The following is a 26,391-nucleotide window of genomic DNA, read 5'->3' as shown; positions in this document are numbered from 1 at the left end:
GCGACTGCAAAATCGCTATCTCCCTCTCTGGCAGCAGGAGGAGATGATTCATGGCTCATGACGGACAGGGCGGGATGGTGGAAAACGGCATCGTGCTGGGGGATCTCCTGGCGCTGACCGGCGCGGCGCTTGCGCCGGTGGAGCAGGTCTTCGAAGCGGCCCGCGCCTCGGTTCGCGCCATGGTCGAGGAAGATGGCCGCGTCTCGGGCAGGCTGATCGAGGAGCACCAGTTCGCCGCCCATGGCCTCGCATGGCTCGCCACCTACGCTGAGTCGCTGCGCCAGATGCACGGCTGGGCCGAGCGACTGACGGCGGAGGGCACCTTTGGCGAGGTCGAACAGCTGCTGCTGCAGATCGCCTTTGGCGAGTACCTCAGTCAGATCACCGGCGGCATCCAGATGAACCAGGGCGAGATGGTGCGCCTGACCGACCTCGGCCTGCCGGCCTCGGCCGTTGCCCCGCTGCAAGAAGGCGCCGCCGGCACGCTCGCCACCCGCGGCAACAGCCAGTCCGCCCGCAGCCGCCTCGTCGCCCTGATGGAAGAGCGCGCCGCCGAGATCACCGTTGGCCGCACCGGCCTCGACGACGAGCTCGAGATGATCCGCGAGCAATTCCGCCGCTACGCTGTCGAGAAGGTCGAGCCCTTCGCCCACGAGTGGCACCTGAAGGACGATTACATCCCGATGGAGGTGATCGAGGAATTGGCGGAGATGGGTGTCTTCGGCCTGACCATTCCGGAGGAATTCGGCGGCTTCGGCCTGTCTAAAGCCTCGATGTGCGTGGTCTCCGAGGAGCTGTCGCGCGGCTACATCGGTGTCGGCTCCCTCGGCACCCGCTCGGAGATCGCCGCCGAGCTGATCATCGCGGGCGGCACCGAAGAGCAGAAAGCCAAGTGGCTGCCGCAGATCGCCAGCGGCGAGAAGCTCCCGACGGCGGTCTTCACCGAGCCCAATACCGGATCGGATCTCGGCAGCCTGCGCACCCGCGCGGTGAAGGACGAGAATGGCGACTACGTGATCACCGGCAACAAGACCTGGATCACCCATGCCGCCCGCGCCCATGTGATGACCCTGCTCGCCCGCACCGATCCCGGCAGCGACACCTACAAGGGCCTGTCGATGTTCCTCGCCGAGAAGACCCCCGGCGATGACGAGACCCCCTTCCCCACCCCCGGCATGACCGGCGGCGAGATCGAGGTGCTGGGCTATCGCGGCATGAAGGAGTTCGAGCTCGGATTCGACGGCTTCAAGGTGAAGGGCGAAAACCTGCTTGGCGGCGAAGAGGGCAAGGGCTTCAAACAGCTGATGGAAACCTTCGAGAGCGCCCGCATCCAGACCGCCGCCCGCGCCATCGGCGTGGCGCAATCGGCGCTCGACGTCGGCATGCGCTACGCGCAGGAGCGCAAGCAGTTCGGCAAGCCGCTGATCGCCTTCCCGCGCGTTTCGGGCAAGCTGGCGATGATGGCGGTGGAGATTATGATTGCCCGCCAGCTCACCTATTTCTCGGCCCGCGAGAAGGACGAGGGCATCCGCTGCGACCTCGAGGCGGGGATGGCCAAGCTGCTCGGCGCGCGCGTCGCCTGGGCCAATGCCGACAACGCGCTGCAGATCCACGGCGGCAACGGCTTCGCGCTGGAGTACACGATCAGCCGGATCCTGTGTGACGCACGTATCCTCAACATCTTCGAGGGTGCAGCCGAGATTCAAGCGCAGGTGATTGCGCGACGTCTGCTCGGCTGAGCATCCGGCGTCGAAGGCACACGAAGGCCCCGCCCTGCGGGGACTTCTGCATTCTGCAGAGCGCGCAATCCCGCTACCCTCCTCTTGTCTGATCTGGATCAAGGCTGCGACCCCGCCCGCGTGGTCATCAGGGCGCAGCTACATTCAAGGAGAACGATATGTCGTTCAAGGAACAACTCTCGGACAAGCGCAAGGAACTGCGCGAGCTTCGCAAGGCGATCCCCGAAACCTTCGCCGGCTTCGTCGAGATGGAAAAGGCCGCCTCGGCAGAGGCCGCGCTGGACCATAAGGAAAAGGAATACGTGGCCCTCGGCATCGGCATCGCAATCCGCTGCGACGCCTGCATCCTGAGCCACGTCAGCGCATTGGTCCGCCTTGGCGCCACCCGCGAGGAGATCGCCGATGTCTGCGGCATGGCGGTGCAGATGGGCGGCGGACCGGGCCTGATGTATGCTGCCAAGGCGCTCGCCGCCTACGACGAATTTACCGCCGAGAGCTAATCCCGCGACGGAGGCGCGCGCGGGCTGCGTATCAGAGGGACACAGGCAAGAAAGGACGCCTCATGAAGCCCCTCATCGCAGCAGCAACCGCCCTCCTGCTCTCCGCCACCGCGCTCGCGGCCCAGCCGCAGGGCACCGCTGGAAATGGTCCCGGCCGCGGCCCCGGCGACATGATCAAGCAGATGGATGCCAATGGTGACGGCAAGGTCACCCGCGCAGAGTTCGACGCCAACTCCCGCGCCATGTTCACCCGCATGGACCGCAACGGCGACGGCGTTCTGAGCGGAAACGAGCTGACCCCGCCGAAGCGCCCGGGGAACTGAGCATGCCGCTGCGTGCCGGGGCGGCCACCTTGCGGACCGGCTCACGCTGGCGGGACATGATGCGCGTGCTGCGCATTGAGGTCCGGCGGTTCTGGCGAGGCTGAGGCGCGACCCGGCATCCGCAAAGAAAAAGGCCCCGGCGGAGCGCTCCTGGCTCATTCCGGCTTTTGGGACACAAATGCAACGGCTACCGAGGAAATCCTCGGTAGCCTTCTGATTTTATACAAGGAAAATTCGGCGCCGGTTAGACGCATCGCGGGACATTTGTCCCGGCGCAACACATTCCAGTGATGCTGACCCCTGCCATGCGCCTTGGCGCAGACCCGGAGAAGCCAGGCGGCCGACCGCGAAAAGCGCCAGACCCCAGGCGAGTTCTCTACAGACCATGGCTTTACCAAGGCACCCCGCTTTGGAGGAAGTTTGAGGGCAGGTAGGAACATCGTGGCTCCCGCTACCGAAAGGCGATTCCAGGAAGACCTTTGGTTCAGCGGTATCACCTTTCATCCTGTCAGGAAGGATCTATCTTCATCTCATGTATAGACTGAAACCAGGCATCAAGCAGAATCCACAGCGGAGATGGGAGCTTCCCGACCGGATATTCTTCGGGCATGGTGCCTGCCACATCCTCGCAGGCACCTACTTGGAGATTGCGCCCCTCAAGGGATTTCATGCCGAAAGGATCATTCCAGGAGACGGCTTTGCAGGAAACCACATTTTCGTAACCGATGGAGAAATTGCATTCGATTTCCACGGCTACTCACTTCGAAACAAGCTACTCCTTCATCACACATCAGGATGGGCACGAGTGTCTGACCCGGGTTGGTATTGCAGGATTGAAGACGTCGATTTCAACCTACTCGATACGCGAGCCTTGAACGCTCGAAAAATGCTTGGCCCGGATCAGTATTTCGGAGACCCGCGCATACGCGCTCGTTCTTTCTTGGAAAGAATCGATCACATCGACTCTGTCAAAAAGTTGGCTCGAAACGTCGATTGAGAAATCTTCGGGCTCGGACGGTCCTTGTGGGGATGTTCATACGCGCTTCGCGAGGACGGACGTCCGAGACCGAGCTTCTAAATGTTGAAGGCTGGGAAACAACTTGTTTCCCAGCCTTCATGTCCCAGATCCCGGAATGAGCCAGAGCGCTCCGCCGGGGCCTTTTTCATTCTCAGGAAGGGGGATCAGCCGCGCAGCGTGCCGCCGGTGGCCTTCTCGACCTTGGCGACGATCTTCGCCGCTACGGCCTCGATGTCCTTTTCCTTCAGCGTCGCGTCGCTCGGCTGCAGGCGCACGGTGATGGCGAGCGACTTCTTGCCCTCGCCGAGGCTGCCCCCGATGAACTCGTCGAAAACGCGGACTTCCTCGATCAGCGCCTTGTCGGCACCGGCCGCGGCGTTGACCAGGTCCAGCGCCGCCACATCGGCGTTCACCACGAAGGCGAAGTCACGCTCGACGGCCTGCAGGTCGTTCAGCTTCAGCGCCGGGCGCGCGCCGCCCGCGTTGCGCGGCAGCGGGATTTCCTGCGGATAGAGGGTGAAGGCCACGACCGGGCCCTTTACGTCCATCGCCTGCAGCACCTTGGGGTGCAGCTCGCCGAAGACGCCGAGCACCTTCTTCGGGCCAAGGCAGAGCTTGCCGTGACGGCCCGGGTGCCACCATTCCTCGGCGCCGCGCAGGATCTGCATCTTGGCGGGTGCGCCCATGGCCGCAAGGATCGCCTCGGCATCGGCCTTGGCGTCGAAGACATCGACCGGGCGCGAGGCACCATGCACATCCTTGGGGCCGGTGCGGCCGACGAGGATGCCCGAAACCTGCGTTGCCTGCTCGCCCGGCTCACCGCCGGCGAAGGCCGGACCGCATTCAAACAGAGCCATATCGGCAAAGCCGCGCGCCTGGTTGCGCGCTGCCGCCTGCAGCAGGCCCGGAAGCAGCGAGGGGCGCATGTGGCTCATCTCGGAGCTGATCGGGTTGGCCAGCATGGTCGCATCCGTGCCGCCACCGAAGATCTCGGCCGAGGCCTGATCGATGAAGCTGTAGGTCACGCACTCGTTGTAGCCGAGCTCCGCCGTGGTGCGGCGGGCGACCTGCTCGCGCTTCTGCATCGGCGAGAGGATCGGCTTCGGCACGCCCGGCTGGGCGCGGCGCATCGGCTGGCCCTGCAGCTTGGTGAGAGAGGCGACACGGGCCACCTCTTCCACCAGATCCGCCTCGCCCATCACGTCGGGGCGCCAGCTCGGCACATTGGCCATGTCACCGTCGAAGGTGAAGCCGAGCGCGGTCAGCGTGGTGCGCTGCTGATCTGCGGGGATTTCCATGCCAACGAGGCTGATCACCCGGTCGGTGTCGAGCTTGTAGGCACGGCTGACGTCTGGGGTGGCACCCGCGACGATGACTTCCGAGGCCTCGCCGCCGGCGATCTCGAGGATCATCTTGGTGGCTGCCTCGATGCCCGGCGCTGCCGAGGCCGGGTCGATGCCGCGCTCGAACCGGTAGCGGGCGTCGGAATTGATCTTCAGCGCGCGGCCCGTGTAGGCGGTGCGGACGGTCTGGAAATAGGCCGCCTCGAGGAAGACGTCGACGGTCTCGTCCGAGACCCCGGTGGGCTCGCCGCCCATCACGCCGCCGAGGCTTTCGACGGTGTCACCGGCCGAAATCACCACCATGCCCGGCTCGAGCGTGTAGCTGCGCTCGTCCAGCGCCTCGATGGTCTCGCCACCCTTGGCGCGGTGCACGCGCAGGTCGCCCGACACCTTGCCCGCGTCGAAGACGTGCAGCGGGCGGTTGCGGTCGAAGGTGAAGTAGTTGGTCACGTCGACGAGGAAGCTGATCGGGCGCAGGCCGATGGCCTTGAGCCGGTCCTGCAGCCATTGCGGCGAGGGGCCGTTCTTCACGCCGCGGATGACGCGGCCGTAGAACACCGGGCAGTCATCCAGCGTGTCTTCGTCGATGGTGACGTTGATCGGCGAGGCGAAACCGCCGGGCACGGTGACTTCGGGCAGCGGCTTCAGCGTACCGAGGCCGCGCGCCGCGAGGTCGCGGGCGATGCCATGCACACCAAGCGCGTCGGGGCGGTTCGGGGTGATGGCGATCTCGATCACCGGATCGACCTTGGCCGGATCGTTCGCCGCCAGCCAGTCGACGAAGGTCTCGCCGACTTCGCCGGAAGGCAGCTCGATGATGCCGTCATGTTCCTCGGACAGCTCCATCTCGCGCTCGGAGCACATCATGCCGAAGCTTTCGATGCCGCGGATCTTGCCGACCTGGATGGTGGTGTCGATGCCGGGCACATAGGTGCCGGGCTTGGCCACGACGACGGTGATCCCCTCGCGCGCGTTGGGCGCGCCGCAGATGATCTGGCTCTCGCCTTCATCGGTCATCACCGTGCAGACGCGCAGCTTGTCCGCGTCGGGGTGTTTCTCGGCCTTGAGCACCTTGCCGATGGTAAAGGCCGACAGGCGGTCGGCGGGGTTCTCGACCCCTTCGACTTCCAGCCCCAGATCGGTCAGTGCCTCGGTGATTTCCTCCACCGTGGCGGAGGTGTCGAGGTGGTCTTTCAACCAGGAAAGCGTGAATTTCATCTCTCGGCCCGGCTTGGTTTCGCTTGGGTCCGGTCCTTAGCGGAATGAGGCGGGAGGGGAAAGGGGGTTGGCCTGCGGGAGCGACGTCCCAGGGCCAGGGAAAGCAGGGGCGCTGCCCCTCTTGGCCTGCGGCCAATTCACCCCGACGTATTTGGAAAGAGAAGAAGCATTGAAAGGCCCGGCGGCAGCCTGCTCGCCGGGCCGGTCGGAAGAGTGTGGCTCAGAGCACCTTGCAGGCGTCGTCCATCTTGAGGCGCGGCAGGCGGTCGAAGACCTTGGACGGCTCGCCGTAGCCGAGGTTGATCATGAAGTTGACCTTCCAGGTGGAGCCGGCAAGGAAAGTTTCCTCGACCAGCTTGGCATCGAAGCCCGACATCGGGCCGCAGTCGAGCCCGAGCGCGCGGGCCGCGGTGATCAGGTAGCCGCCCTGCAGCGACGAGTTGCGGAAGGCGGTCTCGGTAATCATCGCCTCGGAGCCGGTGAACCAGGGTTTGGCGTCCACATGCGGGAAGAGCTCGCCGAGCTTCTCGTAGAACTCCATGTCCTGGCAGACGATGACGGTGACCGGGGCGGTCATGGTCTTCTCGCGGTTGCCGCTGGAGAGCGCCGGAGAGAGCTTTTCCTTGGCCTCCTTGCTGCGGATGAAGACGAAGCGCGCCGGCGAGCAATTGGCCGAGGTCGGGCCCATCTTCACCAGGTCGTAGAGTTGTTCGAGGACGTCCTCTGGGATGTCCTTGTCCTGCCAGGCGTTCTGGCTGCGCGCCTCGAGGAACAGCGTGTCGAGCGCGCTCGCGTCGAGCGCGCCGGTGGGGAGGAGGTCTTTCATCTGTCGTGCCTTTCAGTCTTCAAGCAGGTTCCGCCAAGGCGGCATCCACCGGCTGGCGCGAGGTTTCAAGGGTTTGCGCGAGATCGGCGATCAGGTCCTCCGAGCCGCGCGGCCCCATGATCTGGAGGCTGAGCGGGCCGTCCGAGGTCCAGGCAACCGGCAGCGAGAGCACCGGCAGGCCGAGGATCGAACCGGGACGGGTGAAGCCGGTCATGCCGGAGATCATCCGGGCGATCTCGGCGCCCTCGGCATGGACCAACGCCTCGGCTTGCGGCGCGACGTCGGCGAGGCCGGGCAGGATTACCAGATCGGCGGCGCCGAAGATCTCCTCTGCGGTGCGAGCCATGGCGATCTCGCGGATCTGCCGGGCGCGCAGATAGGCCTGGGCCGAGATGCCCGCCGCCTGCGCAAGGCGGGCACGCACCTGCGTGCCGTAGGTCTCGGGACAGTCGCGCAGCCGGTCGGCATGAACCGTTGCGGCTTCGGCAATGGCGATGACATTGGCGGGCTCGGTGAGATCGGCGTAGAAGCCCATGTCGAGCGAGACGAGGTCGTGCCCCTGCCCCGCCAGCGCGCCGCGGGTCTCGGCCAGCGCCGCGCGCATGCGGTCCGAGATACCCTCGACAAAGCCGCCGCGGTCGAAGGCGATACGCAGCCTGCGGGGGGTCTCACCATGCGCCCGGGTCTTGCCGCCGGAGATCACCGAGAGCACGCGCCGCGCGCAATCCACCGATGCGGCGAGCGGGCCGATGGTGTCCTGCGTCCAGCTCAGCGGCATGGCGCGATCAAGCGGCACGAGACCAAGGCTTGGTTTGAAGCCGACAACGCCGTTGCAGGCTGCAGGCACGCGGATCGAGCCGCCGGTGTCCGAGCCAAGCGCCGCGGGCACCAGCCCCATGCCGACCGCCACACCCGAACCGCTCGACGAGCCACCGGGCACGCCGCCCGGCACCGCGGGGTTCTCGGGCATGCCGTAGTGGTGGTTCTGCCCGGTCGGCCCCATGGCGAACTCCGACATCTGCAGGCGGCCGAAATCCACCGCGCCCGCCGCGTCGAGCCGTTCCAACACCAGCGCGGTGCCGCTCGCGGTCTTGCGCGCCGAGGGGTGACCGCCGAAGCCGACGGTCGAGCCCTTGCGGTCGAACATGTCCTTATGCGCCATCGGCACGCCGGCGAGCGGCCCCAGGGGCTTGCGCTCGCGCCGGGCGCGGTCCGAAAGGTCGGCCTGCTCGAAGGCGCGCTCCCATTCCAACCGCTGGAACGGCGAGAGCGTGCCGCGCGCGGTGATGCGGGATTGCAGGTCCGAGAGCAGCGCGGTGGCGGTGGTTTCGCCCGCCTCGAGGCGAGACAACAGGCCGGAGATGGTCACGAGGCTCATGCGCCACCCTCTGCGAAGGGGTTGGTGCCGGCCAGCGCGCCGCAGCGGCCCGAGGGGCGCAGCGGGCCGTCGCCCGGCAGCTCGAGCAGAGGGCTGGCGAAAATGCCGGCCTCGACACGTGCGCGCTGGTCCCGAGCGATGGCCAGTTCGCTTTCCGACGGGGCGCGGCCAAGAAGGGCTGTCAGCTCCTGTTCCATGTATGGGGTCCTTTCCCAGCCGGGAGGAGGCGGCTGTGCTTGGAGGTCTTCGGGATACCTGCTGATCCGGTGCCGCGATGAGGGCCAGAGCACCGGGCTCGAAATGCCGGCGCCGGACGCGATCTGCCCAGCCGCTGACCGTTTTCGCCGGTTGCGTGATGAGAAATTGATCGCGCTTGGGAGCGCGGCTTGGCCGGCGACAGACCCATCCCCGCGGGGACGCTGGAGGTGCGCAGCCGGTACGGGAGGGCTGGCCTTGCGTATGTCATCATTTGCGCGGCTTCCGAGATCAATGGCGGTCTAACCGCTCCGGGTGGGCGGAGCTATGCCAACATTGTCCGGACTTTTGCGAAACTCTGTCAACGAGTCACCGACACATTCGTCGCCGTACGCTGCTGCGATACTGGCAAATGCCCGCGATCTCATCACAGGAGAGCCAGGCCGCCGGATACGGACTTATGCGCGCGCGACATCGCGGCGCTGCGCGCGCATCTGCCCCCAGGACAGCGCCGCCCCGAGGAAGCCCACCGAAGAGAACAGCGTGAAGCCCAGTCCGTAGTCGCCGACAAGCCCGTAGATGAAGGCAAAGCAGCTCGGCCCGATGATCACGCCGATGAAGGTGTAGACCAGCAGCGCGCCGGTATTGGCGCCAACCTTGCCCTTCGGCGCGGTGCGCGCGGCGGCGGCGAGGAACACGCCGTTCCAGCCCGAGGCGACGCCGCCGAGCCCGACCAGGAGCGCCACCTGAAGCGGCGCCGGGAAGCCGCCGATCCAGTTCAGCGAGAAGAGGATGCAGCCGGCAATCAGGCCGATGATGCAGAGCGTCCGAAAGCCGCCGAGCCGGTCCGCCGCCACGCCCCAGGCGACGCGGCCAATGGCCCCGAGCATCTGCGAGGCCGCCGCCACGCTGCCCGCCGCCACCAGCGTCCAGCCGTGCGCGACCAGCATGACCACGATGAAGGCCGTGGCGATCAGTTGCAGCGCCGAGTAGAGGCACCCGAGAATGGCCAGAGTGCGCAGGCGCGGGTTCGACAGGATCGCCGCCTGCTCGCGGATCATGCGCCGCCAGATCCCCTCGGAGGCCGCGCCGCGCTGGACCGGCTCCGGTCGGTCGACCAGCAGCGACCAGAACAACAGTAGCGCCGCTGGCACCGCCGCGGCGACCAGCGCGCCCTGCCAGCCCACCCCGATCGCCACCGCCAGCGAGGGCAGCAGCACGTTGGCCACAACCGCGCCGAGCGGAACGCCGCTCTGCTTGATCGAGAAAACGAGGCTCTGGCGCGCACGCGGGGCGCTGCGGTGCAGGATGTCCGAGGAGGCGGGATTGTTCAGCCCGTAGCCGATGCCAAAGAGCAGCGAGGCGACAACCATCAGGACCGGCAGCCCGCTCGCCAGCAACAGCAGTCCAAGCACGAAGATCGCCAGCTCCAGCCGGATCACCCGTTCGGCGCGCAGGGTTTCCACCACGGCCCCCGCGAAGCCCGAAGCGAACATGCCTGCAAAGTAGATGAGGCTGATCTGGTAGCCGATCCAATGCGCTCCGATACCGAGGCTGGCCGCGGCCTCGGGGGCGAGCGCGGTCAGCGCGAGAATGCTGCAGGTGGCCGCCACCTGCACCAGCGTCATGATCGCCAGCGGCTTGATCCAAAGGCTCGGCGCGGCGGGGGCGCCCTGGGTCGACAAGCTGTCGCTCATTCGCGTAAAGTCCGGACTTGAGTGGAAGCCAGTAAGGGCATGCTGAAGACGACACCTAGATAAGTCCGGACTTATTGGCAAGAATTTGATCCACGACGAGGGAACAGAGCGGTGACGACAGATCAGGAATTGGACCAGGAGACGGGCACTTCGACCCCGCTCTACCTGCAGGTGGCGCACCGGCTGGAACGGCAGATCGTCTCGGGCGAGCGTGCCGTCGGCAGCCTGCTGCCACCCGAGGCGGAGCTTGCAGTGCAGCTCGGGGTCAGCCGCCACACCGTGCGCCAGGCCATCGCCCAGCTGCGCAAGCGCGGCATGCTCGCGGCGCGCAAAGGGGTGGGCACCCGGGTCGAGGCCGCCAAGCCCGACTGGCGCGACCGCTTCCGCAACGACTCGCGCGATGACCTGTTTGAATTTGCCAGCCAGAGCGAATTCTTCATCCACCAGAAGGAGCGCCGCGAGGTCCGCGGCAAGACCGCGGCGGAGATCGGATGTCGGCCCGGAAAGCGGCTGATCTACATGGCCGGACCGCGGCATTTCATCGGGGAGCCGGCCCCCTTCTGCTGGAACGAGGTATACCTGGACCCGATCGCGCAAGAAGTGGTGGCCGAGATGACCGAGCTGCGCTCGTCGTTGTTCCAGTTGATCGAGCAGCGCACCGGCGAGCGGATCGAGGAGATCCAGCAGGAGATCCGCGCCGTGCAGATTTGCCCCGAGGTTTGCCACGAACTGAACCGCCCCGAGGGCACCATTGGCCTGCGCATCACACGGCGCTATCTCGCCTCGGGCGGACGGCTCTTGGAATACGCGATCCAGACCTCGCCGGACGACGCCTTCGCCTACCGGACGAATCTGTCGGCCGAGTAGGGTCCGCTCCAGGCTTGCGGTCTGCCCAAGCGCAGCACAGCCTCCAGCACATCTGCACAGAAATTGAACAAGAGACCGGGCCTTTTGCATAGGTCCGGACTTTCTCACGTTACTCCTCTGGACCAGTCCGTACCTGACTGGATTAGTTCGGACATACAAAAACAACATGTCCAGCAGGAGAATTCACATGGATATGGGTGTCTTCATCCCGATCGCGAACAACGGATGGCTGATCTCGGAGGGTTCGCCGCAATACATGGCGAGCTTCGATCTCAACAAGCAGGTGGTTCAGAAGGCCGAGGGCTACGGGCTGGAGTTCGCCCTCTCGATGGTCAAATTCCGCGGCTTCGGCGGCAAGACCGAGTTCTGGGACCACGCGCTGGAAAGCTTCACGCTGATGGCCGGCCTCGCCGCCGTGACCTCGGAGATCAAGCTCTTCGCCTCCACCGCCATCCTGACCCTGCCGCCCGCCATCGTCGCGCGCATGGCCTCGACGATCAGCTCGATCGCACCGGGGCGTTTCGGCATCAACATCGTGACCGGTTGGGCCGAGGGAGAATACAGCCAGATGGGCATGTGGCCGGGCAACGAGTGGTTCGGCTACCGTTATGATTATGCGACCGAATACGTGCAGGTGATGAAGGAGCTCTGGGGCGAGGGCAGCTCGGACTTCAAGGGCGAGCATTTCTCCATGACCGACTGCAAGCTCTCGCCGCCGCCGCAGGGCGATGTCGAGATCGTTGCCGCCGGCATGAGCCCGCGCGGCATGAAGTTCGCCGCCGAATACGCCGACTACAACTTCATCATGGGCGCCGGGATCAACACGCCCACCGCCTTTGCCGACAACGCCAAAATCCTCGTGGAGGCCGGCAAGGAGTCGGGTCGCGACGTGGGGGCCTACGTGCTGTTCATGGTGATCGCCGACGAGACCGACGAGGCCGCCATGGCCAAGTGGCAGAAGTATCACGACATGGCCGACATGGGCGCGTTGAAGTGGCTGATCGACCAGTCCAACGTCGACGAAGGCCGCGACGGCACCTCGACCGCCAAGCACATGTCGGTGCCCGAGGGCGCGGTGAACTTCAACATGGGCACGCTGGTCGGCTCCTACGCCACCGTCGCCAAGATGCTCGACGAGGCCGCGGCCGTCGAAGGCGTGAAGGGCATCATGATGACCTTCGACGACTTCCTCGTCGGCATGGATGCCTTCGGCCAGAAGATCCAGCCGCTGATGAACTCGCGCAGTCACAAGCTCAAGGCCGCCTGATCAACGGCCCCGAAATGAGCTTGGCCCGGCGCGGCCGCCCTTTTGCTCCCTATCGGGGCGGCCGCGCCTTCAGGAAAAATAAAATAGACGCACTCCCCTCACCCAGATGACTGACCTCAGCCGGCTCGATGCCACCACCGCCCGCGCGCTGATGCGCGACGGGCGGCTCACCCCGCGCGAGCTGACCCGCGCCTGCCTGGCCCGTATCGCCGAGCGCGACGGTGAAATCCGCGCCTGGCTGAGCCTCAACCCGCGAGCCGAGGCCGAAGCCTCGGCCATCGCCGCCTCGGATCCACGTCCGCTGGCCGGCATCCCGGTCGGCATCAAGGACGTGATCGACACGGTGGACCTGCCGACCACCCACAATTCGCCGCTCTACAGCACCCGTCGCCCCGCCGACGACGCCCCCTGCGTCGAGATCCTGCGCGCCGCCGGCGCGATCATCCTCGGCAAGACCGACACCACGGAATTCGCCGCCGCCGGACGCAACGCGATGACCGGCTGCCCTGCCGATCCGTCCCGCACCTCCGGCGGCTCTTCGGCGGGTTCGGCGGCGGCAGTGGCGGATTTCCACGTGCCGCTGGCGCTTGGCACCCAGACCGGCGGCTCGACGATCCGCCCCGCCTCATTTTGCGGCACCCCCGCGATCAAACCGAGCTGGGGGCTGATCTCGACCGAGGGCGTGAAGCTCTATGCCAACAGCCTCGACACCGTGGGACTCTACGCGCGCTCCTTCGACGACCTGGCGCTGCTCGGAGGTCTCTACGGCCTTCCGGGTGCGGGCGAGCCCCCTGCCCGCCCGACGCTGGCGCTCTGCCTGACGCCCTACGCAGACGAGCTGGCTCCCGAGGCGAGGGCCTTGATGCAGAGCCTGCCCGAACGGCTCGCCCCGGTCGCCGACACCGAGTGGCTGCAGCTGCCCGCCGGGATGGAGGACCTCGACGCGCTGCACCGCTGCGTGCAGATGAGCGAAGGCGCTGCCGCGATGCGCAACCTGCCGCTGCGCGGCGCGCTGGTGCACCAGGCCTTCCTCGACCGCGCCAACCGCAGCGAGGGCCATACTGCGCGGCAGATGTTCGAGGCCTACGACCGGCTCGCCGATCACCGCCGCACCTTCGAGACCCTGACGGCCCCCTATGACGCGGTGATCGCCCCCGCGGCGCCCGGTTTCGCGCCGATTGGCCGCAGTGCAGGCAACCCGAAGTTCAATGCGCTCTGGACGGCGATGCAACTGCCCTGCATTCATGTTCCTGCAGTCTCGGAACCACTGCCGCTCGGCGTGCAGCTCGTGGCGGCGCGGGCGCAGGACAGCCGGCTGATCCGGCTTGCCGCCCAGATTGCCCCGGCGCTGGCGTTCTCCCCGCCCGCCGTGACCGAAGGAAAGGACGACTGATGGACCCCAATGATTTCAAATCCGGCATGCGCCGCCTCGCTGCCGGCGTCTCGCTGATCACCTGCGAATGCGACGGCGTGCGGCACGGGCTGATCGCCACAGCGGTAACCTCGCTCAGCGCCGAGCCGCCGAGCCTGCTGATCTGCGTCAACGCCTCGGCCTCGATCCACGAGCACCTGAGCGAGGCGAAATCCTTCTGCGTCAACGTGCTGTCGCGCGACCAGCAGGACGTGGCGCTGCGCTTTGCGACACCGAAGGACCGCGAGACGCGCTTCGAGATGGGCGAGTGGTCCGAGCTGGAAACCGGTGCCCCTGCCCTGCGCGGCGCGCAGGTCAGCTTCGATTGCCGCCCGGCGCAGAAGAGCAGCTTCGGCACCCACACCATCTTCATCGGCGAGGTGGTCGCAGTCACCGACTGGGACAGCCCCTCGGACCCGCTGCTCTACCACGACGGAAAGTTCGAGAGCCTCACGAAGACGGAAAGCGCATGACATGACGGATGCCGCAGAGAATTACGCCGGGGTCTATGACCGGTCGGTCGGCTTCGGGGCACGCCCGGCGCTGCTGCTGATCGATTTCGCCCATGCCTACTACGACGAGAGCTGCCCGCTCTTCGCCGGAGAGGGGGCGGTCACCGCGCTTGCGGCAGCGCTGAAGCTGCGCGCGGCGGCGCGGGCGGCAGGTATTCCGGTGATCCTCACACGGGTGGGGCTGCACCCTAGCGGCATCGACGCCGGGCGATTCTATGAAAAGGCCGCGCCTCTCGAGGCCTTCCTGCCCGGTCGCGCCACCGCCGAATTTGCCGGCGGGCTGGTGCCCGAGGCGGACGAGTTGGTGATCTCCAAGCAATACCCCTCGGCCTTCTTCGGCACTTCGCTGGCCTCGACCCTCACGGCCATGGGATGCGACAGCGTGATCCTGACCGGGCTCACCACCTCGGGCTGCGTGCGGGCATCCTGCGTCGATGCCATGAGCCACGGCTTCCGCACGCTGGTGGTGCGCGAGGCCTGCGGCGACCGCCACGCGGGGCCGCACGAGGCGAATCTCTTCGACATGAACGCGAAATACGCCGACGTGATCGACATGGACGCCTGCCTTGCGGAATTCGCGAAGCTGGGCGGCGGGGTTTCCGTCAGCGCCTGAGCGCCCCAGCGGGCCCTCAACGTCTCGGGGGCCGGGTCCTGTGCCCCGCCCCCTTTCTTGCGCGCCTACCGCGGCTCGAAGTGGTTCAGCGGAATTTTGAGGTAGCTGCGGCCGTTCTCTTCCGCCTCGGGCAGCCGCCCGCCACGGATATTCACCTGCAGCGCCGCCAACATCAGCTTCGGCAGCGGCAGCGTGCCGTCCCGCTTATCGCGGACCGCACGGTATTCGGCCTCGGATGGGCTGTCCTTGAGATGGATGTTGCGCGCCTTGTGCTCGGCGACCGTGGCGCAGCATTGCGCCTCACGGCCATCGGGGGCGTAGTCATGGCCGACGTAAAGACGTGTCTCGTCGGGTAGCGCGAGGATCTTCATCAGGCTCGCATAGAGGTCCGCCGAACTGCCACCCGGGAAGTCCGCCCGCGAGGTGCCGCTGTCGGGCATCATGAAGGTGTCGTGCACGAAGGCCGCGTCGCCGGCGACATAGGTGATCGAGGCCAGCGTGTGCCCGGGGCTGAAAATCACCCGCACCGGGATACCGCCCACCGTGAACTCGTCGCCGTCCGCGAAGAGCACATCCCATTGCGCGCCGTCGGTCGGCAGGTCGGGCAGGTTGTAGATGCCTTGCCAGAGCTTCTGCACCTTCTTCACGTGCTCGCCGATGGCGGTGGTGCCGCCGATCTTCGACTTGATGTAAGGCGCCGCCGAGAAGTGGTCGGCGTGCGGGTGGGTGTCGAGGATGTGGGTGATCTCGATCCCGGCGTCCTGCACGTATGCGATGATCGCGTCGGCGTTCTTCGTGCCTGTCGCCGCGGCCAGCGGGTCGAAGTCCAATACCGGATCGACGATCGCACCCTTCATGGTCTGCGGATCGTGGAAGACGTATTGCCAGCTTCCGGTGGGCTCGTCCCAGAAAGTCTTCACGACGGGGCTCGGGGTCATCTCTGTCTCCTTGCGCTCAGCGAGACCGGACCAGGTGGCCCAATCACATTCATCATGCCGAATGTATGTTGCCGCACCGTGAAGTCACCCCCGGATAGGAAAATTTTCCGTCAAGCCTCCACTGCCTTGCGCACCAGGTCCAGAAACTGCGCCTGCTCGGCCTCGGTGAGCTTGCCGAGGATTTCCGCCTGCAACGCCGCGACCATGGGGGCCACCTGCGCGAGAGCAGCCTCGCCCTCGCCTGTCAGGCGCAGGGTGCGGGCGCGCCGGTCCTGCTCGCTCACCTGCCGCGCCACCAGCCCCTTCCTCTCGAGCCGCTTCACCACGTCGCCGATCGTCGCCCGGTCATAGGCGATGAGCGAGGCAAGCCGGGCCTGGTCGATCCCCGGTTCGCGCGCCAGCACGTCGAGCGCGGCGTATTGCACCGAGGTCAGCTCCACCGGCGCAGATTTCATCCGCTCGGCGAAGACAGCGGTCGAGCGCTGGTTCAACCTGCGGATCAGGTGACCGGGCATCTGGCCCAGATCGTCCCGTGACGTCATGGGGTTAGGCTCCAAAATATGATACGTATACTTACCATATTGACTCCAAGCGACACCAGAGGAATATAATACGTATACTTACTAAGTTGGGAGGACCAGGCCATGCAGTTTCACCTGAACGGATTTCGCAGCGGGGATCCCGCCGTTGCCGACGCGCATCCCGGCGCAGGCGAGAAGACCCAAGACGTCGACGTGCTGATCGTCGGCTGCGGTCCGGCGGGGCTGACGCTGGCAGCCCAGCTCTCGGCCTTCCCCGAGATCTCGGTGCGGATCACCGAGCGCAAGCCCGGCCCGCTGGAGGTCGGCCAGGCCGACGGCATCGCCTGCCGCTCGGTCGAGATGTTCGAGGCCTTCGGCTTTGCCGAGAAGGTCACGAAAGAGGGCTACTGGGTCAACGAAGTCGCCTTCTGGCGCCCCGGAGCCGAGGGCACCCTGCATCGCGCCGACCGTATTCAGGATGTCGAGGACGACCTGTCGGAAATGCCGCACGTGATCCTCAACCAGGCGCGGGTGCATGACTTCTACCTCGAGATCATGCGCAATTCGCCGCGCCGACTGACGCCGGACTACAACCGCGAGCTGGTGGAGCTGACCGGGAGCGGCGATCCCGACCACCCGATGCAGGCAACGTTCAAATGCCTCGACGGGACAGGCACCGAGACCATCCGCGCCCGCTATGTCGTCGGCTGCGATGGTGCCCGCAGCACGGTGCGCGCCTCCATGGGCCACGCGCTGAAGGGCGAATCGGCGCGCCAGCTCTGGGGCGTGATGGACGTGCTGCCGGTCACCGATTTTCCCGACATCCGTCTCAAGGCGGCGATCCAGTCCGAGGGCCAGGGCAGCGTTCTGATCATCCCCCGCGAGGGCGGCTACATGGTACGCATGTACATCGAGCTCGACGAGCTGCGCGGCGATGAACGGGCCGCCGACCGCGATGTGAGCGCCGAGCTGCTGATCGCCAAGGCGCAGGCGATCCTCGCCCCCTATGCGCTCGACGTGAAAGAGGTCGCCTGGTGGTCGGCCTACGAGATCGGCCAGCGGGTCTGCGACGCCTTTGACGACGTGCCCGAAGCCGAGCGCGGCGCCCGCAGCCCGCGCATCTTCATTGCCGGGGATGCCTGCCACACCCATAGCCCCAAGGCCGGACAGGGGATGAACGTCAGCATGGCCGACACCTTCAACCTCGGCTGGAAGCTTGCCGCCGTGCTGCGCGGACGTGCGGCCCCCTCCCTGCTGGACACCTATTCCGAAGAGCGCCGCGCCAAGGCCAAGGAGCTGATCGACTTCGACCGCGACATGGCCCGCCTGTTCAGCGCCAAACCGAAGGACGACGCCGAGGCCGCGCAATTCCAGCGCTATTTCAAGCAGCACGGTCGCTACACCGCCGGGGTTGAAACGCGCTACGATCCCTCGCTGATCACCGGCGACAGCGACCATCAGGCGCTCGCCGCCGGGCAGCTGGTGGGCAAGCGCTTCCACTCGGCCCCGGTGGTGCGGCTGGCGGACGCGAAACCCATGCAGCTCGGCCATGCCTTCAAGGCCGACGGACGCTGGCGGGTGCTGGCCTTCGCACCGGCAGGCGACAAGGGACTGCCGGGCGGCGCGGTCGCGCGGCTCTGCGCCGCGCTGGAGCCGGCGATCGCGGGTTTCACACCCAGCGGCGACGACCCGGACAGCGTCATCGACCTGCGCGCGGTCTTCCAGACTCCCCATCGCGAGATTCGGCTCGGGGACCTGCCGCCCGCGCTCTTGCCGAAGAAGGGATGTCACGGGCTGACCGACTACGAAAAGGTCTTCTGCCCGGCGACGAACGGCCCCGATATTTTCGACCTTCGCGGCATCGACCGGGCGCGCGGCGCGCTCCTCCTCCTGCGCCCGGATCAGTATCTGGCGCAGGTTCTGCCCCTCGAAGCCCACGAAGAAATATCCCATTTCCTCAAAGGCTTCCTGCTCCCTGCGTAACCCCATGGAAGCCCTCGGGCCGCCGTCCCCGCGGCGGCCCGAAAAACCCAAAGTCCCGCTTCGAATTAATAGTTATTGACTATAACTATTATCCTCCATACCGTTTTGGACAGGAGGAACCCATGCCGCAGACAGACGACCATTCCGACGACCGTGGCAGGCCGACTGTGGAGGACACGGTGCTTGGCGATCTGATCGGATACCGGCTGAAACGCGCCTACATGCAGATCCAGCCCGAGGCGCAGCGCGTGCTGGCCGAGGACGACCTGCGGGTGGTCAGCTTCTCGTGCCTGTCGATCATCGCCGACAACACCGGGATCGTGCAGTCGGAGCTTGCGGATGCCCTACAGATGGAACGCTCCAACCTCGTCGTGATCATCGACGAGCTGGAGCAGCGCGGCCTCATTACCCGCAAGAAAGTTCCCACCGACCGCCGGCGCTACGCGCTGACGGCGACGCTTCGCGGACGGCGCCTGCGCGACCGGGCCGCCGAGAAGGTGAGAACGGCCGAGGACCAGATCATCGGCCGGCTCGACGACAAGGACCGCGCGCATCTGATGGCCGTTCTGCAACGGCTCGAGGACAAAGCGCGCTGAACGAATGCCGCGGGCGGCAGAGGAGGCCGGCCGCGATCAGTTTCCAGGGAGGATAACCATGAAAACGCGTTTTGCGGCGACTCTGCTCGCCTGCTCGATTTCCGCGCTGGCTGTCGGCGCCTCTGCCGACACCATCCGCGCCACCAGCGGCTTCGGCCCCAATCACGCCGTCGCCAAGGACGTCTATCCGACGATGTTCAAGAAGCTCGAAGAGCTGACCGACGGGCGCTGGACGGGTCAGGACACGCCCTCGGGGCTGGTCGCGCCCAACGAGATGTCCACCGGCCTGCGCGACGGCGTGACCGAGTTCGGCGCACTGCTGATGCCCTATTTCGTCGCCGAGTACCCCGACAGCGTGCTGGTTTCGGAACTGTCGATGCTTGGCTCTAGCGCCGCAGTGATCAGCTCGGCGGTGACCGAGTACATCGCCACCTGCGAGCCCTGCCAGGCGGAATTCACCCGCAACGGCCAGATCTACCTCGGTTCCGACACTACGCCGCTCTATGACCTGCTGTCGACCAAGCCGGTGAAGACGCTCGACGACATGGCCGGTCTCAAGGTGCGCTCGGGCTCGCCCTTCTACGCCGCCTTCATCGAAAGCGTCGGCGGCGCACCGGTGCAGATGCCCTCGTCCGAGCTGTTCGAGAGCCTCAGCCAGGGCGTGATCGACGCCACCTTCTCCTCGCCGCACGAGATCATCGCCAACCGTCTCGGCGACGTGGTGGGCTATGTGACCGAGATCGAGCAGGGCGTGTTCAATGGCGCGGCGATCACCACCGCGAGCACGATGCTCTGGGACCGCATGGATGCCGATGACCGCATGGCGCTGGCCACGGCGGCGCAATACGGCATCGCCGCGGGCATGGCCGGCTTCGACCGGCAGATCGAAGAAGTGCGCGCTGGCGACATGGTCGAATTCATCGAGCCCGACCAGAGCCTGATCGACGCCCGCGACACCTTCAACGCCGACCGCCTCGCCAACGCCGCCTCGATCCTCGAGGACCGCGGCGTGAGCGACGCGCAGACCAAGATCGACCGCTACAAGGCGCTGATCGACAAGTGGGAAGGGCTGGTCACCCCCGGCATGTCCCCCGAAGACCTGGGCGCGCTGCGTACCGAGGAAATCTGGTCGAAGATCGACCTGACCTCCTACGGCAGCTGAGCCCGACCGGCGCGCGCCGTCGCTCCCAGTGGCGCGCGCCCCCTACCGAACTTTCCCCCCTCAGTCCCCGGAGGATCGGATGCTGACCCCGATTGAGACCGCCGTGGCGCGGATCAGTATGGTATTGGGCGGCCTCGTGCTGCTGGCGATGATGATGCAGGTCGTGGTGGACGTCTTCATGCGCGCCTTCCTCGGCGCCGGTTTTCCCGCCACCGCCGATCTCGTCGGCAAATACTACATGGTCGCCGTCAGCGTGCTGCCGCTTGCACTGACCGAGCTGAAACGCCGTCACATCGAGGCGACGGTCTTCACCCAGACGCTGACCGGCACGCCGCTGAAACTGGTGCAGCTGCTCGGCTTCGGCATCTTCGCCGCGGTGCTGGCGGTGCTGACCTACGGCTCCAGCCTCGAGGCGATGCGCCAGATGTCGCGCGGTGCCTACATCGAGGCCGGCACGCTGCGCTTCGTCACCTGGCCGAGCTACTGGATCCTGCCGATTTCCTTCGCCCTCGCCCTGCTGATCATGGCGATCCGCATTTACGAAGTGCTGACCGGCCGCTTCGGCGAGCATGACCACGACCCCGTCGGCGCCCTCGAAGACATTTCCAATTCCGGGGAGGACATCTGATGGATCCCGTCACCATCGGCATTCTGGCCCTCGCTGCCCTGCTGGTCCTGATCGGCCTGCGCGTGCCCATCGCCGCCAGCCTGATCCTCGTCTCTTTCGTCGGCATCTGGGCTGTCGCAGGCATCCGCCCGGCGCTCTCGATGCTCTCGACCATCCCCTACACCACCTCGGCCAGCTGGACGCTCAGCTCGATCCCCATGTTCCTGCTGATGGGCTACATCGCCTATCACTCCGGCCTCACCCGCGGCCTCTTCGAGGCGGCGCGGGTCTGGTGGGGCTGGCTGCCCGGCGGACTGGCGATCGCCTCGCTGGCCGGTGCCTCGGGCTTTGCCGCGGTCTCGGGCTCCTCGGTCGCCTGCTCTGCCGCCATCGGCCGCATCGCGGTGCCCGAGATGGCGCGTCAGAAATACGATCTGCGCATCGCCACCGGCGCGGTCGCCGCGGGTGGCACCATCGGCGCGCTGATCCCGCCCTCGATCATCCTGATCCTCTTCGGCATCCAGGCCGAGATATCGATCAACGACCTGTTCCTCGGCGGGCTTTTCGTCGGCCTTGCCTCGCTGGCCTTCTACATCTGCGCGGTGCTGCTGGTCTGGCTGCGCAGCCCCGAGAGCCTGCCGCGCGCCGAGCCCTACACCATGGGGGATCGCTGGAAGAAGACCGCCGAGATCTGGCCTGTGCTGCTGCTCATCGGCGCAGTCTTCGGCGGGCTCTTCACCGGCTTCTTCACCGCCACAGAGGCGGGGGCCTTCGGCAGCTTCGTCGCGCTGCTGCTCGGCATTGCACGTCGCTCGCTGAGCTGGGCCGACTTCAAGGAAAGCCTGATCGACACGCTGCTCTCCTCGGGCGCGCTCTTCATCATCGCCATCGGCGCGAACCTCTTCACCCGGCTCGTGGCCATGTCCGGCCTGTCGATGCAGATGGGAATGTTCGTCGAAGGTCTCGGCCTTGGCACCTTCGCGCTGCTGCTGGTGATCGTGGTGATCTACCTGATCCTCGGCATGTTCCTCGAACCGATCGGCGCGCTGCTGCTGACCCTGCCTTTGTTCCTGCCGATCCTCGCCCAGCACGGCGTCGACAAGCTGTGGTTCGGCCTGCTGGTCGCCAAGCTGCTGGAGATCGGAATGATCACACCGCCGGTGGGGCTCAACGTCTTTGTCATACATTCGGTCGCCCGCGACTACGTGCGGCTGGAGCAGGTCTTCGCGGGGATCGTGCCCTTCATCCTCGCCGACCTCGTGCTGGTCGGCGGCATGCTCGCGATCCGCGGCTTCTTCTGAGGATTTCACCCATGGACATCAAAGGAACCATCGCCCTCGTCACCGGCGCCGGAAGCGGCCTCGGAGAGGCCACCGCCCGGCGGCTGGCCGAAGAGGGCGCGAAGGTTGCGGTGCTGGACCTCTCGGTCGAAACCGCCCAGCGCGTCGCGGAAGAGATCGGCGGACTGGCTGTGGCAGTCGACGTCTCGGACGCCACCGCTGTGGAAGCCGCCTTCGCCACGGTCGTCGAAAAGCTCGGCACCCCCCGCATCGCGGTCAATTGCGCCGGGATCGGCACCGCCACCCGCATCCTGCCCCGCGACGGCTCGCTGCCCATCGAGGCCTTTGAGCGCACGCTGAGGATCAACACCCTAGGCAGCTACATCGTGCTCAGCCACGCCGCCCGCGCCATGTCGGCGCTGGAGCCGGTCGATGCGGACGGCGCGCGGGGGATCATCCTCAACACCGCATCGGTCGCCTATCAGGACGGGCAGATCGGACAGGCCGCCTATGCGGCCTCCAAGGGCGGGATCGCCTCGCTCACCCTGCCCGCTGCGCGCGAGCTTGCGCGCTTCGGCATCCGCGTGATGACCATTGCGCCGGGGCTTTTCGAGACCGCCATGAGCGCCGGACTGCCGCCCGAGGCGCGCACCGCGCTGGAGGCTGGCCTGCCCTTCCCCTCGCGTATGGGCAAACCCGATGAGTTCGCGCTGCTGGTGCAGCAGATCATCCAGAATCCCCTGCTGAACGGCGAGGTCATTCGCCTCGACAGCGCCGTCCGGCTCGCCCCGAAATGACCGCCCGCCCCAAGTTCCCGAAGGAGATAGCCATGTCTGACCACGCCAAGTACCTGACCACCGAGGTGGACGGCCAGATCGCCACCATCACCATGATCCGCACCGACAAGCGCAACGCCATGAGCGACGGGCTGATCGCGGCGCTGGAGAACGCCTATGTGACCCTGCCCAAGGAGGTTCGCGTGGTGATCCTGACCGGTGCGGGCGGGCACTTCTGCTCCGGCCTCGATCTCTCGGAGCACGTCTCGCGCAGCGCCGAGGACGGCGTCTACCATTCGCGCAACTGGCACCGGGTGATGGAGATGATCCAGTTCGGCGGCAAGGTGACGATCTCGGCCATGGAGGGCGCGGTGATCGGCGGCGGGCTGGAACTGGCGGCCTCGACCCATGTGCGCATCGCCGAGCCTTCGGTGATCTTCCAGCTGCCCGAGGGGCGGCGCGGCATCTTCGTCGGCGGCGGCGCCTCGGTGCGCGTGGGGCGCATCCTCGGGGCGGATCGCATGGTCGAGATGATGCTGACCGGGCGCAAATACGGTGCCGAAGACGGGCTGCGGCTGGGACTGACCCATTACAGCGTCGAGGCAGGCGAGGCCCTTCCGCTGGCTCGCAAGCTGGCCGAGCAGATCGCCGGGAATGCGCCGATGTCGAACTACTTCATGGTGCAGGCCCTGAGCCGGATCAACGACATGTCGCGCAGCGATGGTCTCTTCACCGAGAGCCTTTGCGCCGCGCTGGTGCAAACCACCCCGGACGCCGAAGAGGGGCTGAACGCCTTCCTCGAGAAACGCGCACCCGTGTTCCGCTGAACCGACCGGAGGGAGGAGGAATGGACATGACCATCATCGAACGCGCGCCGACTGGGATCGAGGCCCGCGCCGACTGGGCGCGCCGCCACACGCTGACCCGCTACGTGCCGCACAAGGTCGTGCGCGAGGACCGCGAGGACGGCACCATCCTGCTGCGCTCGGGCTACGATCTGCCCGAGGCGGTGCCGAACACCGGCGCATGGCTGCACCGCTGGGCCGAGGAGGCCCCCTACCGCGTCGCTGTCTCGGAGCGCCCCACCGAGGGCCCGGGCTGGCGCAACGTGACCTATCAGGAGCTGCTGCAGCAAGTCCGCGCCATCGCCTCGGCGCTGCTGGTGCGCGGGCTGCGGCAGGGTGACACGATCGCCATGCTCTCGGGCAATGGGCTCGACCACCTGCTGGTCTCGCTGGCCGCGCAATACATCGGCGTGCCGGTGGTGCCTCTGGCCGAGCAATACTCTCTGATCCCCGAGGCACATGGCCGGCTGATCTACGTGCTCGACAAGGTGACCCCCAAGCTCGCCTTCGTCGACGACGCCACGCGCTATGCCTCTGCCCTCGCCCTGCCGCAGCTCGCGGATGTCGAGGTGGTCGCCGCGCGCGGCGAGGCAGGCCGCCCTGTCACCTCGATGGCCGACCTTCTGGCCACCGAGGAAAGCCCCGAGCTCGACGCGGTGCACGCCACCGTCGGCCCGGACACGCTGGCGAAGATCCTGTTCACCTCCGGGTCCAGTTCCGACCCCAAGGGCGTGCTCACCACCCACCGAATGATGTGCGTAAACCAGGTGCAGATGCAGGTCGCCCTGCCCTTCCTGATGGACCACGCGCCGCGCATCACCGACTGGCTGCCGTGGAACCATGTCTTCGGCGGCTCGCACAACGTGAACATGATGCTCGCGCATGGTGGCACGCTGACCATCGACAGCGGCAAGCCCACCGGCAAGGGCTTCGAGACCACGCTCAAGAACCGCACCGACCGGCCCGGCACGCTGGCCTTCAACGTGCCGGTGGGCTGGAACATGCTGGTCGGCGCGATCAAGGACGACCCGGCGCTGCAGCAGCATCTGTTCAAGGACCAGCAGCTGCTGTTCTACGCCGGGGCCTCGCTGCCGCAGGACGTCTGGGAGGCGCTAGAGCAGTTCTGCATTCACGCCCGCGGCGGGCTGCCGATGATGATCTCGAGCTGGGGGCTGACCGAGACCGCCCCCGCCTGCCTGATGGTGCACGAGCCGATCGGCCGCTCGGGGGTAATCGGCGTGCCCTTGCCCGGCGTCGAGGTAAAGCTGATCCCGGACGAGGACATGCGCTGCGAGGTCCGGGTAAAGGGCCCCAACGTGATGCAGGGCTATTTCAACGACCCGGCAAAGACCGCCGAAGCCTTCGACGACGAGGGCTTTTTCATCACCGGCGACGCCGTGCGCTTTGTCGACCCCGGGGATGCCAACCGCGGGCTGATCTTCGACGGGCGCGTGTCGGAGGACTTCAAACTCGACACCGGCACATGGGTGCAGGCGGGCAACCTGCGCATGGCCGCGCTGAAGGAGCTGGCCGGGATTGCGCAGGACGTGGTGATCTGCGGGCATGATCGCGGCGAGGTGGGGCTCTTCATCTTCCCCGTCCCCGGTGCCGCCAAACCCGGCGAGGAGACGCAGGGCGCGATCACCGACGCCGAGCTGATGACCAAGATCGAGCTGCGCCTGCGCGAGATGAACGCACATGTCACCGGCTCCGCGAAGCGCATAACCCGCGCGCTGGTGCTGGCCGAGCCGCCCTCGCTGGAGCACCACGAGATCACCGACAAGGGCTCGCTCAACATCAAGAAGATCCTGACCCGCCGCGCCGACCTGCTGGAGCGGCTCTACGACAATGAAGACCCGGCGCTGATCCGCGTCTGAGGAGGCATCCATGATCGACTTCGCCAAGATCCGCGCGATCGACTTCCACACCCACGCCGAGGAAGCCTGCGGCTGCCACACCGACGATGGCTACGACGAGCTGCAATCGACCATGGCCAAGTACTTCGGCGCGCCATGGGCGCATCCGCCGACCATCGACGAGACCGCCGCTCATTATCGCGAGATGAACATCGCGGCGGTGATCTTCCCCGTCGATAGCGAGCGCGAGACCGGCTACCGACGCTACGACAACTACGAGGTCGCCGACGCCTGCGCCAAGAATGACGATATCCTCATCCCCTTCGCCTCGATCGACCCGGCGAAGGGCAAGCTGGGCGCGCGCGAGGCCCGCGATCTGGTGGAGAACCACGGCATCAAGGGCTTCAAGTTCCACCCCACGATGCAGGGCTTCTATCCCAACGACCGCATGGCCTATCCGCTCTACGAGGCGATCGCCGAGGCCGGGGTTCCGGCGCTCTTTCACACCGGGCAGACCGGCGTCGGCTCGGGCATGCGCGGCGGCAACGGCATGCGGCTGAAATACTCGAACCCGATGTATATGGATGATCTGGCGGTGGATTTTCCGGACATGCCGATCATCCTCGCGCATCCCTCCTTCCCCTGGCAGGAAGAGGCGCTCTCGGTCGCGCAGCACAAGCCCAATGTCTACATCGACCTCTCGGGCTGGTCGCCGAAGTACTTCCCCAAGATCCTCGTGCAATACGCCAACTCGATCCTGAAGAAGAAGATGCTCTTCGGATCCGACTGGCCGATGATCGCGCCCGAGAAGTGGTTGAACGCTTTCGACAAGGCCGAGTTCAAGGACGAGGTGCGCCCGCTGATCCTCAAGGAAAACGCGATGCGCCTGCTTGGCATCGACGCCTGAAGACCCGCCTGCG

25 protein-coding genes are annotated in these 26,391 nt (G+C 66.4%); 18 read left to right on the top strand and 7 right to left on the bottom strand.

Features of this window, described 5'->3' with window-relative positions:
* Positions 1-50 precede the first annotated feature (50 nt).
* From BM397_RS10770 to BM397_RS10755, 4 genes are all read left to right on the top strand, one after another.
* On the top strand, positions 51-1,739 hold the full coding sequence (locus tag BM397_RS10770) for an acyl-CoA dehydrogenase family protein (protein WP_092423772.1): 1,689 nt from the start codon (positions 51-53) through the stop codon (positions 1,737-1,739).
* 158 nt (positions 1,740-1,897) lie between these two features.
* The gene (locus BM397_RS10765) at positions 1,898-2,239 is read left to right on the top strand and encodes a carboxymuconolactone decarboxylase family protein (protein ID WP_092423770.1); all 342 of its coding nucleotides are present in this window, start codon (positions 1,898-1,900) and stop codon (positions 2,237-2,239) included.
* A 62-nt stretch (positions 2,240-2,301) separates the two neighbouring features.
* Entirely contained in the window at positions 2,302-2,562 is a 261-nt protein-coding gene (locus tag BM397_RS10760) for an EF-hand domain-containing protein (RefSeq protein WP_092423768.1), read from the top strand.
* A gap of 532 nt (positions 2,563-3,094) precedes the next feature.
* Positions 3,095-3,559: a hypothetical protein gene (locus BM397_RS10755; protein ID WP_092423766.1), complete on the top strand. Its 465-nt coding sequence runs from the start codon at positions 3,095-3,097 to the stop codon at positions 3,557-3,559.
* 185 nt (positions 3,560-3,744) lie between these two features.
* On the opposite strand, the gene pheT is transcribed toward BM397_RS10755, so the two are convergent.
* The 5 genes from pheT to BM397_RS10730 form a co-directional block, all read right to left on the bottom strand.
* Positions 3,745-6,141 (bottom strand): phenylalanine--tRNA ligase subunit beta, encoded by a 2,397-nt coding sequence (gene pheT, locus BM397_RS10750; RefSeq protein WP_092423764.1) that lies wholly within the window; start codon positions 6,139-6,141, stop codon positions 3,745-3,747.
* A gap of 220 nt (positions 6,142-6,361) precedes the next feature.
* Positions 6,362-6,967, bottom strand: coding sequence for a malonic semialdehyde reductase (locus BM397_RS10745; protein ID WP_092423762.1), 606 nt, complete (start codon positions 6,965-6,967; stop codon positions 6,362-6,364).
* A 19-nt stretch (positions 6,968-6,986) separates the two neighbouring features.
* The gene (locus BM397_RS10740) at positions 6,987-8,345 is read right to left on the bottom strand and encodes an amidase (RefSeq protein WP_092423760.1); all 1,359 of its coding nucleotides are present in this window, start codon (positions 8,343-8,345) and stop codon (positions 6,987-6,989) included.
* On the bottom strand, positions 8,342-8,542 hold the full coding sequence (locus BM397_RS10735) for a hypothetical protein (RefSeq protein ID WP_092423758.1): 201 nt from the start codon (positions 8,540-8,542) through the stop codon (positions 8,342-8,344). The genes BM397_RS10740 and BM397_RS10735 overlap by 4 nt, the downstream gene beginning before the upstream one ends.
* Positions 8,543-8,998: 456 nt before the next feature.
* The gene (locus BM397_RS10730) at positions 8,999-10,237 is read right to left on the bottom strand and encodes an MFS transporter (protein WP_092423756.1); all 1,239 of its coding nucleotides are present in this window, start codon (positions 10,235-10,237) and stop codon (positions 8,999-9,001) included.
* 111 nt (positions 10,238-10,348) lie between these two features.
* On the opposite strand from BM397_RS10730, the gene BM397_RS10725 reads away from it, so the two are divergent.
* The 5 genes from BM397_RS10725 to BM397_RS10705 all read left to right on the top strand — a co-directional run bounded on the left by BM397_RS10725 (position 10,349) and on the right by BM397_RS10705 (position 14,907).
* On the top strand, positions 10,349-11,104 hold the full coding sequence (locus tag BM397_RS10725; protein ID WP_092423754.1) for a GntR family transcriptional regulator: 756 nt from the start codon (positions 10,349-10,351) through the stop codon (positions 11,102-11,104).
* Between the two features lie 187 nt (positions 11,105-11,291).
* Positions 11,292-12,371 carry a pyrimidine utilization protein A gene (gene rutA / locus BM397_RS10720; protein WP_092423752.1) on the top strand — a complete coding sequence of 360 codons (1,080 nt, stop codon included), beginning with the start codon at positions 11,292-11,294 and terminating at the stop codon, positions 12,369-12,371.
* Between the two features lie 106 nt (positions 12,372-12,477).
* A complete protein-coding gene (locus BM397_RS10715) occupies positions 12,478-13,764 on the top strand; it encodes an amidase (protein WP_092423750.1) in 1,287 nt (428 codons plus the stop codon).
* Positions 13,764-14,255, top strand: coding sequence for a flavin reductase family protein (locus tag BM397_RS10710; protein WP_092423748.1), 492 nt, complete (start codon positions 13,764-13,766; stop codon positions 14,253-14,255). The genes BM397_RS10715 and BM397_RS10710 overlap by 1 nt, the downstream gene beginning before the upstream one ends.
* Before the next feature lies 1 nt (position 14,256).
* Positions 14,257-14,907 (top strand): isochorismatase family protein, encoded by a 651-nt coding sequence (locus BM397_RS10705; protein ID WP_092423746.1) that lies wholly within the window; start codon positions 14,257-14,259, stop codon positions 14,905-14,907.
* A 65-nt stretch (positions 14,908-14,972) separates the two neighbouring features.
* Here the strand turns inward: BM397_RS10705 and BM397_RS10700 are convergent, their stop codons facing one another.
* Both BM397_RS10700 and BM397_RS10695 read right to left on the bottom strand, forming a co-directional pair.
* The gene (locus tag BM397_RS10700) at positions 14,973-15,845 is read right to left on the bottom strand and encodes an MBL fold metallo-hydrolase (protein ID WP_092423744.1); all 873 of its coding nucleotides are present in this window, start codon (positions 15,843-15,845) and stop codon (positions 14,973-14,975) included.
* A 110-nt stretch (positions 15,846-15,955) separates the two neighbouring features.
* Entirely contained in the window at positions 15,956-16,387 is a 432-nt protein-coding gene (locus tag BM397_RS10695; RefSeq protein ID WP_245696043.1) for a MarR family winged helix-turn-helix transcriptional regulator, read from the bottom strand.
* A gap of 102 nt (positions 16,388-16,489) precedes the next feature.
* Here BM397_RS10695 and BM397_RS10690 point away from each other — a divergent pair, with 102 nt between their 5' ends.
* From BM397_RS10690 to BM397_RS10650, 9 genes are all read left to right on the top strand, one after another.
* Entirely contained in the window at positions 16,490-18,349 is a 1,860-nt protein-coding gene (locus BM397_RS10690; protein WP_092423743.1) for an FAD-dependent monooxygenase, read from the top strand.
* A gap of 122 nt (positions 18,350-18,471) precedes the next feature.
* Positions 18,472-18,945 carry a MarR family winged helix-turn-helix transcriptional regulator gene (locus BM397_RS10685; RefSeq protein WP_092423741.1) on the top strand — a complete coding sequence of 158 codons (474 nt, stop codon included), beginning with the start codon at positions 18,472-18,474 and terminating at the stop codon, positions 18,943-18,945.
* A 58-nt stretch (positions 18,946-19,003) separates the two neighbouring features.
* On the top strand, positions 19,004-20,107 hold the full coding sequence (locus BM397_RS10680) for a C4-dicarboxylate TRAP transporter substrate-binding protein (RefSeq protein ID WP_092423739.1): 1,104 nt from the start codon (positions 19,004-19,006) through the stop codon (positions 20,105-20,107).
* 79 nt (positions 20,108-20,186) lie between these two features.
* Positions 20,187-20,735 (top strand): TRAP transporter small permease, encoded by a 549-nt coding sequence (locus BM397_RS10675; RefSeq protein WP_092423737.1) that lies wholly within the window; start codon positions 20,187-20,189, stop codon positions 20,733-20,735.
* Positions 20,735-22,015, top strand: coding sequence for a TRAP transporter large permease (locus BM397_RS10670; protein WP_092423735.1), 1,281 nt, complete (start codon positions 20,735-20,737; stop codon positions 22,013-22,015). Before BM397_RS10675 ends, BM397_RS10670 begins: the two co-directional genes overlap by 1 nt.
* Before the next feature lie 11 nt (positions 22,016-22,026).
* Positions 22,027-22,791 (top strand): SDR family NAD(P)-dependent oxidoreductase, encoded by a 765-nt coding sequence (locus tag BM397_RS10665; protein WP_092423733.1) that lies wholly within the window; start codon positions 22,027-22,029, stop codon positions 22,789-22,791.
* Positions 22,792-22,823: 32 nt separating this feature from the next.
* The gene (locus BM397_RS10660; RefSeq protein ID WP_092423731.1) at positions 22,824-23,597 is read left to right on the top strand and encodes a crotonase/enoyl-CoA hydratase family protein; all 774 of its coding nucleotides are present in this window, start codon (positions 22,824-22,826) and stop codon (positions 23,595-23,597) included.
* A gap of 20 nt (positions 23,598-23,617) precedes the next feature.
* Positions 23,618-25,492 (top strand): feruloyl-CoA synthase, encoded by a 1,875-nt coding sequence (locus BM397_RS10655; RefSeq protein ID WP_092423729.1) that lies wholly within the window; start codon positions 23,618-23,620, stop codon positions 25,490-25,492.
* A 10-nt stretch (positions 25,493-25,502) separates the two neighbouring features.
* Positions 25,503-26,378: an amidohydrolase family protein gene (locus BM397_RS10650; RefSeq protein ID WP_092423727.1), complete on the top strand. Its 876-nt coding sequence runs from the start codon at positions 25,503-25,505 to the stop codon at positions 26,376-26,378.
* Positions 26,379-26,391 lie beyond the last annotated feature (13 nt).

Source organism: Alloyangia pacifica, assembly GCF_900116195.1.
GTDB classification, from domain to species: domain Bacteria; phylum Pseudomonadota; class Alphaproteobacteria; order Rhodobacterales; family Rhodobacteraceae; genus Salipiger; species Salipiger pacificus.
Note: the sequence above shows the minus strand (reverse complement) of the source record. Positions and strands in the feature narration are given on the sequence as shown.

Bases quoted from the DNA above. Each gene is read 5' to 3' on its own strand.
- BM397_RS10655 (WP_092423729.1), top strand. From the start codon at position 23,618: ATGGACATGACCATCATCGAACGCGCGCCGACTGGGATCGAGGCCCGC.
- BM397_RS10740 (WP_092423760.1), bottom strand. From the start codon at position 8,345: ATGAGCCTCGTGACCATCTCCGGCCTGTTGTCTCGCCTCGAGGCGGGC.
- pheT (WP_092423764.1), bottom strand. From the start codon at position 6,141: ATGAAATTCACGCTTTCCTGGTTGAAAGACCACCTCGACACCTCCGCC.
- BM397_RS10670 (WP_092423735.1), top strand. From the start codon at position 20,735: ATGGATCCCGTCACCATCGGCATTCTGGCCCTCGCTGCCCTGCTGGTC.
- BM397_RS10710 (WP_092423748.1), top strand. From the start codon at position 13,764: ATGGACCCCAATGATTTCAAATCCGGCATGCGCCGCCTCGCTGCCGGC.
- BM397_RS10695 (WP_245696043.1), bottom strand. From the start codon at position 16,387: ATGACGTCACGGGACGATCTGGGCCAGATGCCCGGTCACCTGATCCGC.
- BM397_RS10685 (WP_092423741.1), top strand. From the start codon at position 18,472: ATGCCGCAGACAGACGACCATTCCGACGACCGTGGCAGGCCGACTGTG.
- BM397_RS10650 (WP_092423727.1), top strand. From the start codon at position 25,503: ATGATCGACTTCGCCAAGATCCGCGCGATCGACTTCCACACCCACGCC.
- BM397_RS10735 (WP_092423758.1), bottom strand. From the start codon at position 8,542: ATGGAACAGGAGCTGACAGCCCTTCTTGGCCGCGCCCCGTCGGAAAGC.
- BM397_RS10705 (WP_092423746.1), top strand. From the start codon at position 14,257: ATGACGGATGCCGCAGAGAATTACGCCGGGGTCTATGACCGGTCGGTC.
- BM397_RS10700 (WP_092423744.1), bottom strand. From the start codon at position 15,845: ATGACCCCGAGCCCCGTCGTGAAGACTTTCTGGGACGAGCCCACCGGA.
- BM397_RS10690 (WP_092423743.1), top strand. From the start codon at position 16,490: ATGCAGTTTCACCTGAACGGATTTCGCAGCGGGGATCCCGCCGTTGCC.
- BM397_RS10745 (WP_092423762.1), bottom strand. From the start codon at position 6,967: ATGAAAGACCTCCTCCCCACCGGCGCGCTCGACGCGAGCGCGCTCGAC.
- BM397_RS10730 (WP_092423756.1), bottom strand. From the start codon at position 10,237: ATGAGCGACAGCTTGTCGACCCAGGGCGCCCCCGCCGCGCCGAGCCTT.
- BM397_RS10755 (WP_092423766.1), top strand. From the start codon at position 3,095: ATGTATAGACTGAAACCAGGCATCAAGCAGAATCCACAGCGGAGATGG.
- BM397_RS10675 (WP_092423737.1), top strand. From the start codon at position 20,187: ATGCTGACCCCGATTGAGACCGCCGTGGCGCGGATCAGTATGGTATTG.
- BM397_RS10665 (WP_092423733.1), top strand. From the start codon at position 22,027: ATGGACATCAAAGGAACCATCGCCCTCGTCACCGGCGCCGGAAGCGGC.
- BM397_RS10765 (WP_092423770.1), top strand. From the start codon at position 1,898: ATGTCGTTCAAGGAACAACTCTCGGACAAGCGCAAGGAACTGCGCGAG.
- BM397_RS10760 (WP_092423768.1), top strand. From the start codon at position 2,302: ATGAAGCCCCTCATCGCAGCAGCAACCGCCCTCCTGCTCTCCGCCACC.
- rutA (WP_092423752.1), top strand. From the start codon at position 11,292: ATGGATATGGGTGTCTTCATCCCGATCGCGAACAACGGATGGCTGATC.
- BM397_RS10715 (WP_092423750.1), top strand. From the start codon at position 12,478: ATGACTGACCTCAGCCGGCTCGATGCCACCACCGCCCGCGCGCTGATG.
- BM397_RS10660 (WP_092423731.1), top strand. From the start codon at position 22,824: ATGTCTGACCACGCCAAGTACCTGACCACCGAGGTGGACGGCCAGATC.
- BM397_RS10770 (WP_092423772.1), top strand. From the start codon at position 51: ATGGCTCATGACGGACAGGGCGGGATGGTGGAAAACGGCATCGTGCTG.
- BM397_RS10680 (WP_092423739.1), top strand. From the start codon at position 19,004: ATGAAAACGCGTTTTGCGGCGACTCTGCTCGCCTGCTCGATTTCCGCG.